General features: G+C 59.3%; 16 protein-coding genes. 6 read left to right on the top strand and 10 right to left on the bottom strand.

Annotated elements, in window-relative coordinates; translation table 11 throughout:
* Positions 1 to 146: 146 nt before the first annotated feature.
* Positions 147 to 581, bottom strand: a complete 435-nt coding sequence (locus tag DS839_RS06535) for a CBS domain-containing protein (RefSeq protein WP_119269502.1) — start codon at positions 579 to 581, stop codon at positions 147 to 149.
* 170 nt (positions 582 to 751) lie between these two features.
* Complete coding sequence (locus DS839_RS36330; protein ID WP_162918342.1) at positions 752 to 1,030, bottom strand: hypothetical protein; 279 nt, start codon at positions 1,028 to 1,030, stop codon at positions 752 to 754.
* Positions 1,031 to 1,517: 487 nt separating this feature from the next.
* On the opposite strand from DS839_RS36330, the gene DS839_RS06540 reads away from it, so the two are divergent.
* Positions 1,518 to 2,165: a BON domain-containing protein gene (locus DS839_RS06540; protein ID WP_119269900.1), complete on the top strand. Its 648-nt coding sequence runs from the start codon at positions 1,518 to 1,520 to the stop codon at positions 2,163 to 2,165.
* A 110-nt stretch (positions 2,166 to 2,275) separates the two neighbouring features.
* Here DS839_RS06540 and DS839_RS06545 read toward each other — a convergent pair whose 3' ends face one another.
* On the bottom strand, positions 2,276 to 2,650 hold the full coding sequence (locus DS839_RS06545; protein WP_119269901.1) for an EF-hand domain-containing protein: 375 nt from the start codon (positions 2,648 to 2,650) through the stop codon (positions 2,276 to 2,278).
* 415 nt (positions 2,651 to 3,065) lie between these two features.
* Between DS839_RS06545 and DS839_RS06550 the strand changes: the two genes are divergently transcribed.
* The 5 genes from DS839_RS06550 (at position 3,066) to DS839_RS06570 (ending at position 5,412) form a co-directional block, all read left to right on the top strand.
* Positions 3,066 to 3,497, top strand: coding sequence for a YeeE/YedE family protein (locus DS839_RS06550; protein ID WP_119269503.1), 432 nt, complete (start codon positions 3,066 to 3,068; stop codon positions 3,495 to 3,497).
* Between the two features lie 5 nt (positions 3,498 to 3,502).
* Positions 3,503 to 3,952: a DUF6691 family protein gene (locus tag DS839_RS06555; protein WP_119269504.1), complete on the top strand. Its 450-nt coding sequence runs from the start codon at positions 3,503 to 3,505 to the stop codon at positions 3,950 to 3,952.
* Positions 3,953 to 4,339: 387 nt separating this feature from the next.
* The gene (locus DS839_RS06560) at positions 4,340 to 4,726 is read left to right on the top strand and encodes a hypothetical protein (RefSeq protein ID WP_119269505.1); all 387 of its coding nucleotides are present in this window, start codon (positions 4,340 to 4,342) and stop codon (positions 4,724 to 4,726) included.
* 70 nt (positions 4,727 to 4,796) lie between these two features.
* Positions 4,797 to 4,889 carry a tryptophan-rich sensory protein gene (locus tag DS839_RS06565; protein WP_119269506.1) on the top strand — a complete coding sequence of 31 codons (93 nt, stop codon included), beginning with the start codon at positions 4,797 to 4,799 and terminating at the stop codon, positions 4,887 to 4,889.
* Between the two features lie 13 nt (positions 4,890 to 4,902).
* The gene (locus DS839_RS06570) at positions 4,903 to 5,412 is read left to right on the top strand and encodes a hypothetical protein (RefSeq protein ID WP_119269507.1); all 510 of its coding nucleotides are present in this window, start codon (positions 4,903 to 4,905) and stop codon (positions 5,410 to 5,412) included.
* Between the two features lie 369 nt (positions 5,413 to 5,781).
* Here the strand turns inward: DS839_RS06570 and DS839_RS06575 are convergent, their stop codons facing one another.
* The 7 genes from DS839_RS06575 to DS839_RS06605 all read right to left on the bottom strand — a co-directional run bounded on the left by DS839_RS06575 (position 5,782) and on the right by DS839_RS06605 (position 15,054).
* Positions 5,782 to 7,416: an arylsulfatase gene (locus DS839_RS06575; RefSeq protein ID WP_119269902.1), complete on the bottom strand. Its 1,635-nt coding sequence runs from the start codon at positions 7,414 to 7,416 to the stop codon at positions 5,782 to 5,784.
* Between the two features lie 294 nt (positions 7,417 to 7,710).
* Positions 7,711 to 8,337 carry a hypothetical protein gene (locus DS839_RS06580; protein WP_368911271.1) on the bottom strand — a complete coding sequence of 209 codons (627 nt, stop codon included), beginning with the start codon at positions 8,335 to 8,337 and terminating at the stop codon, positions 7,711 to 7,713.
* Positions 8,313 to 9,152, bottom strand: coding sequence for a universal stress protein (locus DS839_RS06585; RefSeq protein WP_119269509.1), 840 nt, complete (start codon positions 9,150 to 9,152; stop codon positions 8,313 to 8,315). The genes DS839_RS06580 and DS839_RS06585 overlap by 25 nt, the downstream gene beginning before the upstream one ends.
* Positions 9,153 to 9,418: 266 nt before the next feature.
* Entirely contained in the window at positions 9,419 to 9,736 is a 318-nt protein-coding gene (locus tag DS839_RS06590; protein ID WP_119269510.1) for a hypothetical protein, read from the bottom strand.
* A gap of 44 nt (positions 9,737 to 9,780) precedes the next feature.
* Positions 9,781 to 10,620: a universal stress protein gene (locus tag DS839_RS06595; protein ID WP_119269511.1), complete on the bottom strand. Its 840-nt coding sequence runs from the start codon at positions 10,618 to 10,620 to the stop codon at positions 9,781 to 9,783.
* 74 nt (positions 10,621 to 10,694) lie between these two features.
* Complete coding sequence (locus DS839_RS06600) at positions 10,695 to 12,266, bottom strand: bifunctional aminoglycoside phosphotransferase/ATP-binding protein (RefSeq protein WP_119269512.1); 1,572 nt, start codon at positions 12,264 to 12,266, stop codon at positions 10,695 to 10,697.
* Positions 12,267 to 12,309: 43 nt separating this feature from the next.
* On the bottom strand, positions 12,310 to 15,054 hold the full coding sequence (locus DS839_RS06605; protein WP_119269513.1) for a bifunctional acetate--CoA ligase family protein/GNAT family N-acetyltransferase: 2,745 nt from the start codon (positions 15,052 to 15,054) through the stop codon (positions 12,310 to 12,312).

Raw genomic sequence — 15,054 nt, forward strand, 5'->3', positions numbered from 1 at the left:
CACCTGTTTTGAAAAGTTGCCCCGACCAAGGCGAAGCGTCTTTGACATGGATCAAATCGCACGAGCAGCAAGCGCCATGCTCTTGCGCTGGCCATCACGTGCCGTCTCTGGAACCCGCTGGAGCGAAAGTCTGCCGGCCTTCACTGTCAGTGCCCAGGCTGTTTTTCACGAGGCAAGCAAAGCAAATGCAACAATTGCCCCGTAACCTGAAAGTCGGCGTAGCGTGCAATGTCATCGACCGAGATTAACCCCGCGATCCGGCCCTCTTTGTCGAGCACGGGCAAGCGACGGACGCCGTTGGCCTCCATTATTTCGGCCGCTTCGTCGAGTGTTTGATCCTCCGTGCAGGACACGACGTTATCGCTCATCACGGCACGCACCTTCTCCGTTTCAGGATTGCGGCCCTCGGCAACGATGCGGCAGGCGATATCGCGATCCGTTATGAGGCCCACCGCTCGGCCTGCGTGTGTTACGGGAAGGCAACCAATATCCAGCCTTTGCATCAACTGTGCCGCTTCGCGCACCGTTCGACCGATATCGAGCCATGCCGCGTAAGCCACCATTGCATCTTTCACCAGCATGAAGAGAACTCCTTAGATGCATTTTACTCAGTAACGATCGCCTTAACATCTGCTGTGGTCATCTGCGAGGACAACGGCGCGCTCCGCGACTTGGTTCACCTAGCTTGATAGTTCCCTGCCTGTGTCTCATAGTCTGTGCTTGGCGCGGCTTATGACGCTCCGGTGAATGATCAAACCAAGTTGGTGACTGGCTCAAGCACGACATTCTCACAATGCGCAGCTTTGGTTTTGATACAGATCAACGCGGCGACCCGGGTTAGAATGAGCACCGCTGGATTCGATGCGTTCCCGCCTCCTGAAATGGCGCTCACGTGCGAGAAGGCGGGATGGCCAGGGCCAATCGGGACATGATCGGGCTTGTCGTCCTTGGACTTCGCGCCGGCGGTTTCATCGCGTTCGGTGCCTTGTTTTATGACGCTGGTGGTGACGGAAAGCGGCGACCCTCCCATGGGGAGTTGTCCGGCTCCTTGGCGGACAGGTGCTTTTGCTTGGATGCAACTTAAAATTTAGAAGGGTTAGTTCTGCGGTTCCAAAGTGGATCCGTTGATCTGGATCAAGAACATGTTCCGTTCTTTGCGGGATAAGACAGCGCGTTGTCGTGCGCAAGAACGTTCTGTCGACGGTGCGTGAGGCCATGTAAGCCGTCCCGGCTTGCATGGCCTCTTTAAGTTTGGGTGGCAGTGCAGGGGGCCTTGCACAGAATTTGCCTCGGCCTCATCGGCTCGTTTGAGTTGGGCGGAACTTGGGAAGGAAAGGCAAAGCATGGTTCGCAGCATCGATCATGTGATCTGGCTCGAGGAGCTCGGGCGGAACGATGTTGCCCGCGACTGGCGCGCAGAAGTTTCTTCAGCTGGGGAGGTACCTTGACCTTGATCAATGAAGAAAAGCCTCGTTGATTATATTTTTGATTGTGTTTCCAAACTGGAGGCAAAGATCATGAACGATAAGGAACTGAGGCAGGATATCATCAAACAGCTCGATTTTGAGCCCAGCATCGATTCGGCCGATATCGGGGTAGCCGTGGAAAGCGGCGTCGTGACGCTGACCGGGCACGTGCCCACTTATGCACAAAGGATGATGGCCGAGGAAGTGGTGCAGCGCATCAAGGGAGTCAAGGGCATTGCCCAGGACATCGAAGTCCGACCCTTTTTGACTCTTGGGACATCCGATGACGAAATCGCCAAGCGCGTCCTCAACACGTTCAAATGGAATTCAACCGTTCCCGAGGATGCGATCCAGGTCAAGGTCCAGAACGGCTGGGTTACGCTGACGGGGATGGTCGAGTGGCAGTACCAGAAGCAGAACGCAGCCGACGCCATCCAAGGTCTTTCCGGCATCCTGGGTGTCCTCAACAACATCAGCGTCACGCCGCGCGCATCCGTGCCTGATGTGAGAAAGCGGATCGAGGAGGCTCTCAGGCGTCAGGCGGAAGTCCACGCCAAAGACGTCATAATTCAGGTTGCTGATGGCAAAGTGACGTTGGACGGACGGGTCAGTGCATGGACGGAGAAAGCCGCAATTGGACGTGCGGCGTGGTCGGCACCTGGCGTCAAGGCAGTCGAAGACAATCTCATAGTACTCTGAGAGATCGCTGTCTCCCCGTAACCCAGGCGGGTCGCCGCAGCCGCGATGATTGTGAGATGATTGTGCAGGGCCGCAGCCAGAACCAATTCACTCTGCAGTTGGGTGGTCTCTCAGGGGGAAGGCGAAGGGCCGCCGCCAAAGAATGTCTGTATCTCTTCGACCGCAATCTTTCCGTTCTTATCGGCGTCGACCGCTTTGAAGATCTTGACATGGGCTGCCTGGACTTCCTCAAGTGATAAAGCGCCGTCGCCATCTGTGTCCATCAAGATCGTCATGAGACGCAGATCCTGTCTCTGCCCCATCATGCCCATGGCGCCCATCCCTCGGCCCATCATGCCGTGGCCCATCATACCTTGGCCCATCATGCCGTGGCCCGTCATGCCTTGGCCCATCATGCTTTGGCCCATCGGGCATTCATGTGCTCTAGCGATACTGCTTGTCAGAAGGATGCCAGAGGCGATCAGCATCAAATATAGCGCTTTCATGTTTGTGACCTCCTTTGGTTTGATGCCATTCTTGACAACCATAAGGAGTAGCGCGCGTTGTGCTTTGACTTGGGTCAAACCCGCCGCCCGCCGCGCTGCGCGTCTAAGGCTCCACGCGCATGTTGCTCTGAGAATTCGGCCGGATAGTACCGACATGTCAATTCAAGATCAGATTCATTAGTCCGCGGATATCTTCTCGAGGCATCAGCACGCGGCAAGGTAATACCGCTTGTCATTCACCTGTGACCGCGAGCTCAATGCCGCGCATCTGTCCCTCTAACGTCGGCCGGGCGCACCGCGTCTTGATCAGGGTCAATGCCCGCATCTTCCCCAAGTGCTGGAATAACACTGCTTGAGACAAACAGATTGGCCGCTCGTGCGGCGAGATGTAGCCTTTTATCGCGGTACTGCATTCATGGTCACTGAGTTCACTCCCTATTCCGCGCTGATCGGCGGGCTGCTTATCGGGCTCGCGGCTGCCGCCTTGATGATGCTGACCGGGCGCATTGCCGGGGTCAGCGGTATTGCCGCGAGATTGCTCCCGCCCGCGGACCGCACGGGCTTCTCCAGTCGACTGGCTTTCATTGTCGGGCTGATTGCGGCCCCGATCGCTTGGTTCGCCGCGACGGGCTCGCCGGCCACGCAAACGGTCCCTGGAAACCTGCTTGTGATGATGGTGGCCGGCCTGTTGGTTGGCTTCGGCTCGGTCTATGGCGGCGGCTGCACCAGCGGCCACGGCGTTTGCGGCCTGGCGCGGCTGTCGCCGCGATCCGTGGTGGCAGTGGTGGTGTTCATGGGCTCCGCTGCAGTTACCGTTTACCTCTTGCGCCATGTGATCGGGGCGTGAGAGCCATGCGCGTCGCCATCCATTTCGCCATCGGATTGCTGTTCGGCCTGGGACTCGTCGTTTCCGGCATGGTCGATCCGGCAAAGATCCAGAACTTCCTCGACTTCTTTGGCACTTGGGACCCAAGCCTTGTCTTCGTCATGGCCGGCGCGGTCGCGGCGGCATTTACAGGCTACAGACTTGCATGGCGCAATGAGAGACCCGTGCTCGATCACAGGTTTCATCTCCCTGAGACCACCGCCATTGATCGTCGTCTCGTAATTGGCGCAGTCGTCTTCGGTATCGGCTGGGGATTGGGCGGTTACTGTCCGGGCCCCGCTTTCACCAGCCTTAGTCTTCTTGCTCCGGGCACAATCATTTTTGTTCCGGCCATGCTCGTCGGCATGTGGTTGGCGCGCAATGCCGCGACCGCCACTACTGAACGGACTATATCTCCACGGCAATTCGAAGGATGAGGCGATGAAGAACGCTGTTCGCCAATGTCTTGGTGCCTGCACTACCTTTGCTGAATGATTTGATCAAAATTGGCTCAGTTACAATGGCCCATCTATACGATACTTTGCGCCGCAACGTTCCGACCGAAGGATTCCGTGCACAGGTGACGACCTCAAGGCCATCGGCATTTCGTCACTCGGCGATCACAAGAAGCTTGCTCGACGCAACAGGTCGACCTTTGCCCCAGTTCAAGGACTTACCAAATGGCCGGCTATTCCAGGACGATGAAATGGATGCCGGGCGGCGATAGACAACGACCCGCGAAAGTCGCAGTCTCAGCCGGGGCACCATGCTCACAGCTAGAGGCGCCGGGGTCTTATGCAGAGAGCTAGAAAAAGGAGACCACTATGGCCGATGTGTTTGCTTCTGATCCATCAACTTGGAATCCGGCATTGGATGCCGTTGCCGCGGCGCCTAAACATCACAGGGTCTTATTCGAGAATGAGAGCCTTCGTGTGCTCGAGGTAACGCTCGAACCCAACGACGAAGAGCCCGTGCATCACCATCGATGGCCGTCAGTATTTGTCTTCGATCAGGTGCAAGGTCCGATTCACGACTTCGCACCAGATGGCACCCAGCTTCCAGACAATCGAGATGTAGTAAAAGCGGTTGCAGCTTGGGATGGTCGCGGTTGTCTGGTCGTTCATATGGCGCCTCAGCCAGCAGGCCGGGTGCTCAATGCTTCGGGTAAGACTGTCCACGGCGTTCGCATCGAGATGAAGAAGACCACTTAGCCGCTTTCTCCGTGACCGCCGGCATCGGAACAAACGTTTGGAACTGCGGTGTAAATGGCAACACTAGGCAATGCACCGTCCGGCGGCGTGCCTGTTCGCGCCATACGTGGCTTGGGTAGCTTTCGCTTCGGTGCTGAACAGCGCGATTTGGCTGTTGAACTGATTAGAGGGGCAGGATGGGTCGCCGTATCGTCATCGTCAACGACAAGATGCAGCACGGCTATCGTTACGCGCTGACCGCGTCACCGGGTCGCAATTTCGACCCGGAGTTTCGGCCCGATTTGACACCCAAGCAGATGCTCGAACTTGGAGTGTTCTGCGGCAAGTACCTCATCGATTGTCGAGACGAATTTCCTGCGAGCTGGTTTGCGCGGGCAAAGCTGTCGCCTTCGAGCCGGGACTGCTCGCTTAACTATTTTGGCGTGGACGCGAGCCAGTCGTTGGCGGAGTGGCGAAGGAAGGGCTGGATCCATCCCGACGATCCGCGCGGCTGGTTCCAGTGGTACTGCCGATACTACGTGGGCCGGCGCGTGCCCGAGGAGGATGCTCGTCAGATCCGGCGATGGAAGGCGATGAAGCGACATGTGGCGCAGATCAAGCTGTATTGCGAGCCTGGCGATCGCATGTGTCGTCGGCGCCAACGCCAGGCGCTCTTGCATTGGGCTTATGACAGCCGAAACCTATGAGAGCATGGTTACAAGCCCGCTTGCGAACTGAGTTGTTGGCTAACTTGAACGTGCCTGACCCAAGCTGGGGATCGTTGAGGAGGGCAGCAGCGCAGGCCTAGTGAGTTACTTGGAGATGTGGGATTGTTGCGCTTCTTTGGACTCAAAGAAACGGATCGCAGAAATAGAGTTCCCGGCAACGGCGGACCCAGCTTCGCAGGCAATTCTACTACATCAGATTACACCCAGCTTTTGTTATTGGGGCCGAGAGCTTCCTGGTTTCGATCTCACGGAACTCAGCTATTTGCCCGGTAATATATGTTCTGGCTGGCCGGATACGATCCATGAAACAATCTTCAACCGCAATCCGACCAGCGCGGAAGTTGGTGCTCAGTTTCCGCCCTGAGTGCTCGACTGCAGCGACGTCAGCACGGCATCGATCGAGAAGCTGCCGGGCTTCTGGCGCGGCGGGAACTCCTTGAAGGTCGCCAGGAACTTCGCGACATATTCCTGCGCCGGCACCATCACGAAGAGGTGCTCGACCCGCCAGCGTTCATAGTCCATCGACTCATGGTCGGCGGTCTCGAACGGGTCCGACCGCAAGTTGAAGAGCTTCGGCAGGCGTAACGGCACGAACGGCTCTTCCCAGACATCGAACCCGTGCGCGCGCTGCTCCGAGAAGACGACCTTCCACTGATTGTAGCGAAGCCCGACGAGCGAGCCATCGTCATTGAAGTAGAAGAACTCCTTGCGTGGGCTCGGTGCATTGCCGGCAAGGGCCTCGGTGATGTCGTAGCCGTCGAGATGCACTTTGAAAGTCGTAGGCCCGACCTTCATGCCCTTCATCAGCTGCTCCTTCACGTCGGGCACGCCGGCAGCGGCCACGAGTGTCGGCAGCATGTCCTCATGGGCGAAGATGTCGTTGAGCACGGTGCCGGACTTGATGACGCCGGGCCAGCGAATGGCGCATGGCACCCGGTAGCCGCCTTCCCAGTTGGTATTCTTCTCCCCGCGGAACGGCGCCTGTCCGCCATCGGGCCAAGTGAACTTCTCAGCGCCATTGTCGGTCGAGTACATGACGATGGTGTTGTCGGCGAGGCCGAGATCATCGAGCGCCTTGAGCATCTCGCCGACCATGCCATCGTGCTCGACCATGCCGTCGGGATAGATGCCGAGCCCGGTCTTGCCCTCGCTCTCCTTTTTCAGCCGCGTCCAGATGTGCATGCGGGTCGAGTTCCACCAAAGGAAGAACGGCTTGTTGGCCGCTTTGGCGCGTTGCAGAAAATCCTTCGCGGCCGTGGTGACCTCTTCGTCGATCGTTTCCATGCGCTTTTTGTCGAGCGGGCCCGTGCTTTCGATTTTCTGGGTGCCGTCGGCGTTGGCAGAGGCACGGATCACGCCGCGCGTACCATATTTCTTCCGCATCTCCGGGTCCTTGAAATAATCCGGATGCTCCGGTTCGTCCTCGGCATTCAGATGGTAGAGCGAACCGAAGAACTCCTCGAAGCCGTGCGCGGTCGGCAGATGCTCGTCGCGATCACCAAGGTGGTTCTTGCCGAACTGGCCCGTCATGTAGCCTTGTGCCTTGAGCAGCTCGGCGATCGTCACGTCTTCCTTTTGCAGGCCTTCCTTTGCACCCGGCAGTCCTACCTTGAGCATCCCGGTGCGATAGCCGACCTGACCGGTGATGAAGCAGGCGCGGCCGGCGGTGCAGCTTTGCTGGCCATACCAGTCGGTGAACAGCGCGCCTTCCTTGGCGATGCGATCGATGTTCGGCGTCTTGTAGCCCATCATGCCCTGATTATAGGCGCTGATGTTCCACCAGCCGATGTCGTCGCCCCAAATGATCAGGATATTGGGCTTTGCCGCCGTCGTCTGCGCTTCTGCCGGCTGGACCGAGGACGTGAGCACGCCATCGGAAAGTGCGGACACGGCAAGCAATGAAGCGCCCCTAAGCAGTACGTCTCGTCGCTTGAGGGTCGATTCAGGTTCGCGTTCAATTACTGTTGGTTCTGACTGCTCCATCCTGGCCATGGTGTTTTCTCCACCGTCCGCATGGGAGCCCCCGTTAAGCCGGCCGCGTGACCGATCGGCTGTATTGCCAGCATCGGGGCCAGCAAACGCCTCTGCAAGTTGGACCTTGGTCCATGGGGTTCGAGTTCATGCCGTTTGTCCCAGATCAAAGCCCGCCAGCCAACCACAGCCTGTTCACCAGAGGTCGCCGCGCAGGCGCCGAACATCGCCGGGTTTCGAAGGCAGTAACCGACGCGACGAAAGATGCGCAAAATTTAAACGGTGTGGACGTCGTGTATTGGATAATCAATTCATCCCCGGATCGTAAGGCCGCTCCTCGATCCGGGCCTCGGCCAGCCGCCGGTAAAGATTGCGGTTGCGGACCAGCGGCCACCATTCATAGAGGAATATCTCCAACGGCCGCCAGTTCGCGACCCAACCCAGGATCAAGAAGCTCTCCTCGATCAGCCGGCCAAGCGGAGGGTCAAGGGACAGGCGCGTCGCCAGCTGGGCGAGCAGTAGGCACGCGATGAGCGAGACGGCACCGATGGCGAGCGAATAGCGCCCGACACGGAACAGTTCATTCAGATCTCGCTGAATGGAGCGTGACCGCGCCGCGAAAAATCCAACCATGGCCTGTTTGAGGGCGTGAAAGGCATGCTCCTGATGCGGCGTATTCGGATAGTGGATCGCGATCGTGATGGGCCGATGCGCCGCCAGTTCGCGCGCCCAGCCGACTATGTAGTCCTCGGCGTCGCGGCTCAGATCCCTTTCCGGAAAGGGATAGGGATCCAGAGTGTCGAAGAGCTGGGCGATGTCATCGACGCGCACCTCGACTGCCGCGTGCTCAGCAGTCGCCATTGCGGCTTTCTCGACCCGCGAGTTGTGCGGCTGCGGGTTGCGGGTAATCAATGAGAAAACAGCACCGGGCATTTCATACCCCTGAGAACCGATTTGGTCGCGCCACCCAGGATCATCTCGCTGAGACGGGAATGACCGTAAGCGCCCATGACCAGAAGTTCAGCTCCGCTGTCCGCGACGGCGGTCAGCAAGGTTTCGCCTGCCTCGCGGCCGCCGGTCGAGATCGGTTCGACTGTCGCCTCTATGCCGTGGCGCGACAAAGTCTCAGCGAGTTCGGCGCCTGGCAGACCCCCCGGATGCGGATACTCCATCTCGGGATCCACCCAAATCACCTTAACCCTTTTGGCCTGCTTCAGGAGCGGCAGGCTGTCGAATACCGCGCGTGCCGCCTCGCGCCTTCCGCTCCAGCCGATGACAGCGAGGTTGGCGGCAAGATCTGTCCTGCCGCTTCTCGGCAGGACAAGCGTCGGCCTGCCCGTGGACAATAATACTCGCTCGACGAAGTCACGACCGACAACCGACAGTGCGGTGTTCTCCGACGGCTGATGGACAATGGTGATGTCGGATCTGCGGGCACAGCCGATAACCTCTCCCGCTATTGCCGGACTTGTCGAGTTGATCACTTTGATATCGCCGTGAAGGCCCGTATCCTTCAAGATGGTATCGAAAGCGGCGCGGACAGACTTTTCCGCATTCTGGAACAAATCCCGATTGCCTTCGAAAATCACGGGCTCGAGCCCGAAGGTGGCATAGACCTCGATGGCCGGCACGACGTAGACGCCCAGCAAGAAAGCACCGAAACTGCGGGCCATCCCGGCGGCGCTGTCCAGAAGGAGCTGGTTGCGCCCAAGGTCATTCAGGCTCACCAGAATCGTTTTGTATGACATTGCGGTCTCCTCGCGAAAATCCGGGACCGACTATAGGCGAAAGGTCCAGGCAATATTTGACCAGGATCAAGCGCTTAGCCGGCCAATCGGTCCGCAAAGAACGGTTTGATGCCCAGGCTATGCGTGGCGGCATATTGAATTTCCGCAGGCGTGCTGGAAGCATCCAGGCACGTCCATCCAGCTGGTGCTTCGGCAACAGGCTGGCCGCGGAGGACTTTGGGCGTAGCGTCGGAGGCATCATTGGAACGGTTGGACAGGCGGGCGCATCAGCAAACCCGTTGGTGCATCGAGCCAGAGGCCCCTGAAATCAGATCTCGCTGAATGGACCGCGACCGCGCCGCGAAGAATCCAGCCATGGCCTGTTTGAGGGCTTGAAAGGCGCGCCCCTGATGCGCCGTATTCGGATAGTGGATCACGATCGTGATAGGCAGATGCGACGCAAGCTCGCGGGCCCAGCCAACTATGTAGTCCTCGGCGTCGCGGCTCAGATCCCTTTCCGGAAAGGGATAGGGATCGAGCGTGTCGAAGAGCTGGGCGATGTCATCGACCCGCACCTCGACCGTCGCATGCTCCGCAGTCGTCATTGCGACTTTCTCGACTCGCGAGTTGTATGGTTGCGGGCGGGCTATCAATGAGAAAACAGCACCGGGCATTTCATGCCCCTGAGAACCGACTTGGTCGCGCCGCCCAGAATCATCTCGCTTAGACGTGAATGGCCGTATGCACCCATGACGAGAAGCTCGGCGCCGCTGTTAGCCACGACGGTGAGCAGGGCCTCGCCCGCTTCTGTCCCGCCGGTCGAGGCAGGCCTGATTTCGGTATTGACACCATGACGCGACAAGGTGGCGGCAAGCACGTCGGCGGGAACGCTGCCTGGATGTGGATAGTTCTTTTCCGGATCTACCCAGACGATCTCGACTTTTTTGGCTCGCTTCAAGAGCGGTACACTATCGAATGCCGCGCGTGTCGACTCACGAGTGCCGCTCCAGCCCAGGACAACAACGTCGGCGCCAAAACTCGTTCTGCCCTCCCTCGGTAAGACTAGCGTCGGCCGGCCTGTCGACAGAAGAATTCGCTCGACGAAGTTGCGGCCGACAACAGAGAAGCTGCTTTCCCCAGGTGGCTGATTAACGATGGCGATATCGGTCAAGCGAGCCTGGTCTATCACGTGACCAGTAATGTCGGGCCAGGTCGAGTCGATAACTATGATGTCCCCGCGAATGCCAAAGCGCTCCCGCGCTGAGTCGAACGCCGAGCGGACCGATTTCTCCGCCTGGGTAAACAATTGCCGGTTGCCCTCGAAAATTGTGGCCTCTGGTCCGGCGCCATCGTAGATCTCGACGGCGGGAATGACGTAGATGGCTCGCAGATGGGCCTCCAAATCCCTAGCCAGTCCAGCGGTGGCCTCTAGGAGGGGGTGGTTGCGCTGAAGATCATTCAGGCTCACCAAAATCGTCTTGTATGACATTGCGGTCTCCTCGCGAAAATCCGGGATCGACTATAGGCGAGAGGTCCAGGCAATATTTGACCAAGATCAAGCGCTTAGCCGGCCAATCGGTCCGCAAAGAACGGTTTGATGCCCAGGCAATGCGTGGCGGCATATTGAATTTCCGCAGGCGTGTTGGAGGCATCCAAGCACGCCCATCCAGCTGGTGCTTCGGCAACGGGTTGGCGGCGGAGGACCTTGGGCGTAGCGTCGGAGGCATCATTGGAACGATTGAACAGGCGGCGCATCAGCAGACCCGTTGGTGCCTCGAGCCAGATGCCCCTAAAATTCACCTTGGCCCGTTTTGCGATCTCTGCCACGGCATTTGCTTCGAATTCGCTCAGGAAAGTGGCATCGACAATCACACTTTGGCCCGACCGCAAGGCGGCCTCAGCCTGCCTGTCCAACGCCTCATAGACACGGTTCGACACCTGTGGGTCGTATGCAGATGGCGCAAGCCGGAAGGTCTCGGCGACGCCAAACTGGCGCTTGCGTTCGATGTCGCTTCGCAGATGAATTGCTCCTGGCGGGCGCCCGACCAAGGGAGCGAGGCAAGCCGCAAGCGTGCTCTTGCCGGTGCCGGAGCGGCCACCTATGGCGATCAGCGTCGGGTGGTGTGGTTGCAGGAATTCGCGCGCGGTCTCGAAATAAAGCCGGGCGTCAATGGCTGCGTGCCGCGAAGTAACAGATCGAGCCGCATTCAATGCCGCCACCTTGGCCCTGATTGCCGCTCTGAGGCCGAGAAACAACGGGAGGGCGCTCAGACCGGCCAGCTCATCGATCATGTCGCCGGCGTGCCAGAAGTAGCGGTTCAGGATTGTGTTTGCCTCGCTCTTGAGGTTTCTGTGCCACAGATCCATCAGCAGGAAAGCGAGGTCATAGAGAACATCGGTTGTCGCCAGCTTGTCGTCGAATTCGATGGCGTCAAAGAGGGTCACCTTGTCCTTGAGCAGTACGATGTTGCGCAAATGCAAATCGCCATGGCAACTCCTTACATGGCCGGTAGCCTCGCGCATGGCCAGAAGGCCGCGAACCTCGCAAAATGACGCCCGCATCGCCCGGCTGACTTCTTCGCTCGTCGCGCGCGGGAAGATATCCGCCGCCTGGCGCAGCTCATTCAACGTCTCTTGAATGACGACTTCCAATGCCTCCGTCGCATGTCCGTTCCTGACCACCTTGGCGGCGGAATGCGCCGCGGACACGGCCGCGGCGAGATCGCGGATGATCTGCGGGTCGAGCTTTCCTGCATCGGCCAGCCGGTCCAAAGTCCGGCGCTCATCGAAGCGCTGCAGGTGCACCGCCCATTCGACCACTTCGCCCGAGCGGCCAAGGTGCAGGCCTTCCGGACCCCTCCTGATCGCTATCACGCCCCTGTAGAGCTGAGGTGCCAGCTTGTGATTGATGGCGAATTCGCGTTCGCAAAAGTGCTTCCTTCTCTCAAGGGTAGAGTAGTCGAGGAAGGGCAGCTTGATAGAGCGTTTGACCTTGTAGACATTCTCACCGGCGAGAAAGACTACCGAGCAGTGCGTGTCGATCCTGACAGGCGCGTCGGCAAGGCCATGAGCGGCGGCACTGCCGAGATAGTCCAACACCTCTTCCTGCAGTTTATCACCAATAATGGTTCCCATGGCACATGGCACCCGAAGTCAATCGTAACATATGGCGAATACCTTAAGGTGTGACGGGTTCCGGGCTATGATCCAGATCAATTGCGAGGTTCGCCGCTTCCGGGGAAAGGACAAGGCGCACGCTTTGGATCCCGGCTTCATTTGGCGAGCTCTCGAAGCCCAGCTCCCGGCATAGCTGCAGCATCGCCTTGTTCTCGGCCAGGACCTCGCCGGTGATGACCCTATATCCTTCCGATCTGGCGTAGCGGACGGCCAGGTTCATCAAGCTGGTTCCCAAGCCGCGACCCTTGAAGTCTGATCTCACCAGAATCGCAAATTCCGCGGTTTTGTGGTCGGGATCGGCATGCAGCCTCACCACGCCGAGGACCTCATCCGAAGCACGGCCGAGTGCCAGGAATGCGATCGTCCGGCCATAGTCGAGCTGGGTCAGCCTGGCAATGAAATGATGACTGAAATGGCGCAAGGGCGCGAAAAATCGCAGGCGGATATCCTCTTGATCGATCTTCTCGAGGAAGGAAAGCAGCGCCGGCTCGTCTTCGGCTTTGACCGGTCTTATGAACAGCTTCTCGCCGCCGCGGAGGTTCTCGTGGCTTTCCCATTGCCTCGGATAGGGTCTGATCGCTAAGCGCGTATTGGGTGCAGCGCGGAATTCCTCCGGAAGAAACCGGGCTATCGCAATGCGCGCATCGAGAACCACGGCGCCATCCGCGTCGGCGAGCATCGGGTTGAGGTCGACTTCGCGGATCTCGGGAAAGTCCGCCGATAGTTGAGAAAGCCTGGTCAATATGTCGGCAACGGCGTCGATCCTGGCAGCGCGCACATTGCGGTATTGGCCGAGAAGGCGGAAAACTCTCGTTCTGGCCATGAGCTCGCGCGCCATCGCCAGGTCCAATGGCGGCAATGCGAGAGCCTTGTCGTTGGCGACCTCGACGGATATGCCGCCGGCGCCGAACACGATGACCGGCCCGAAGGTCCGATCATCGGCGATGCCGGCGATGAGTTCTCTCGCCTGCAGCCGCGTGACCATGGGATGGAGCGTGACGCCGGCGATATCGGCATCGGGCCGCGCCTTGCGGGCGGTCGCCAGGATTTCAGCAGCAGCAGCCCGAACCTCGCTTGGTGTCTTGAGATTGAGATGAACACCGCCAATGTCCGACTTGTGAATGATGTCGCGGGACAGGATCTTGAGCGCGACTGCCGCATGCTTCCCAAGGAGAGGCGATGCGTGGCGCATCGCTTCCTCCGGATCGGCTGCGAAAATCGCCTCCACGACCGGAATGCCATAGGCTGTGAGCAGGGCGGTTACCTCCAAAGGATCAAGCCATGAGCGCTCTTGAGAGAGCGCCTTGGTAATGATCGCCTGTCCGGATTCGATGTCAGGTCTCGGATTATCCGAGACGGGAGGTGGCGTCGCCGTCAGACCTTCTTGCGCCTCGCGATAGCGAACGAAGTGCATGAAGCCCTGCACGGCTTTCGCTTCGGTCGGGAAATGCGGGATCCTGGCCGCCTCGAAATGCTCGGCCGAATCCGCATCGTCGGCGGTCCAGCTGGCGAAAACCGGCTTGCCGGAAGCTTGCGTTCCATGCGCCGCCACGACCTTGGCGACTTGCGCTGCTGAGGCTTTCGAAGAAGCAAGCGCCGTCGGCACGTTCAGCACCAGGATGGCATCATTGGCGTCATCCTCGAGCAGCGCCTGCAGCGCCGCCCCATAACGATCGGCATCCGCGTCACCGATGATGTCCACCGGATTGGCCCGGGACCAGTTTGCGGGCAGGCGATGGTCGAGCGCCGCCATGGTCTTCGAGGATATATCGGCGAGAGTGCCGCCGAAATCGACCAGACGGTCGGTCGCCAGGACGCCAAGGCCGCCGCCATTGGTCAGAATGGCCAATCTGCGGCCGGGAAAGGGTCGCAACCTCCCCAGGCCCTCGGCTGCGGCAAAGAACTCGTCGAGATCGGCTACGCGTAGCAGCCCGGCACGGCGGAAAGCGGCATCATAAACGGCATCACTGCCGGCCAGCGCGCCCGTATGCGTGGCGGCGGCGAGCGAAGCCTGGTGATGGCGGCCGGCCTTCATGACGATCACCGGTTTGATGCGTGCCGCCGCCCGCGCGGCGGAAATAAATTTCGAAGAATTGGTAATCGCTTCGACATAGAGCAGTATGGCTCTCGTCTTGGGGTCCAAGGCGAAATGATCGAGAAGATCGGCGAAATCGACATCGAGAGCGTCGCCGATCGATGCGACGGCCGAGAACCCGACAGCGCGCCTGGCGCCCCACTCGACAAGGGCCGCGGCGATGGCGCCCGACTGGGAGACAAGAGCCAGATCCCCCGGATTGGCTGACCGGGCTGCGAAACTGGCATTGAGCCCGATCGGAGGAACCAGCAGGCCGAGACCATTCGGCCCCAATATTCTGAGGCCTTTCCTGCGCGCGGCTTTCAGCATTTGATCGGCGAGCGAGCCTGCGCCATGGCCCAGGCCGGCCGATATGACGACTGCCGCCGGCACGCCTGCTTCACCGGCTGTCGCCACGATCTGCGGCACGGCGGGTGCCGGCGCGGTCACCACGATCAGGTCGGGAAGAACGCCAAGCGCGGCCAGTGAAGGTGAAGTTGCGATATCGTCTATGAGCGGATGATTGGGATTGACTACGTCAATTCGGCCCTTGAACCCTGCCGATTTGAGATTGGCGAGGACAGCCCTCCCCAGCGATCGCTTCTTTGGGCTGGCGCCAATCACCGCCACCGATTTGGGGTTGAACAACTTGTCGAGTCGATAGATGCTCAT

It is taken from the genome of Taklimakanibacter deserti, from assembly GCA_003574785.1.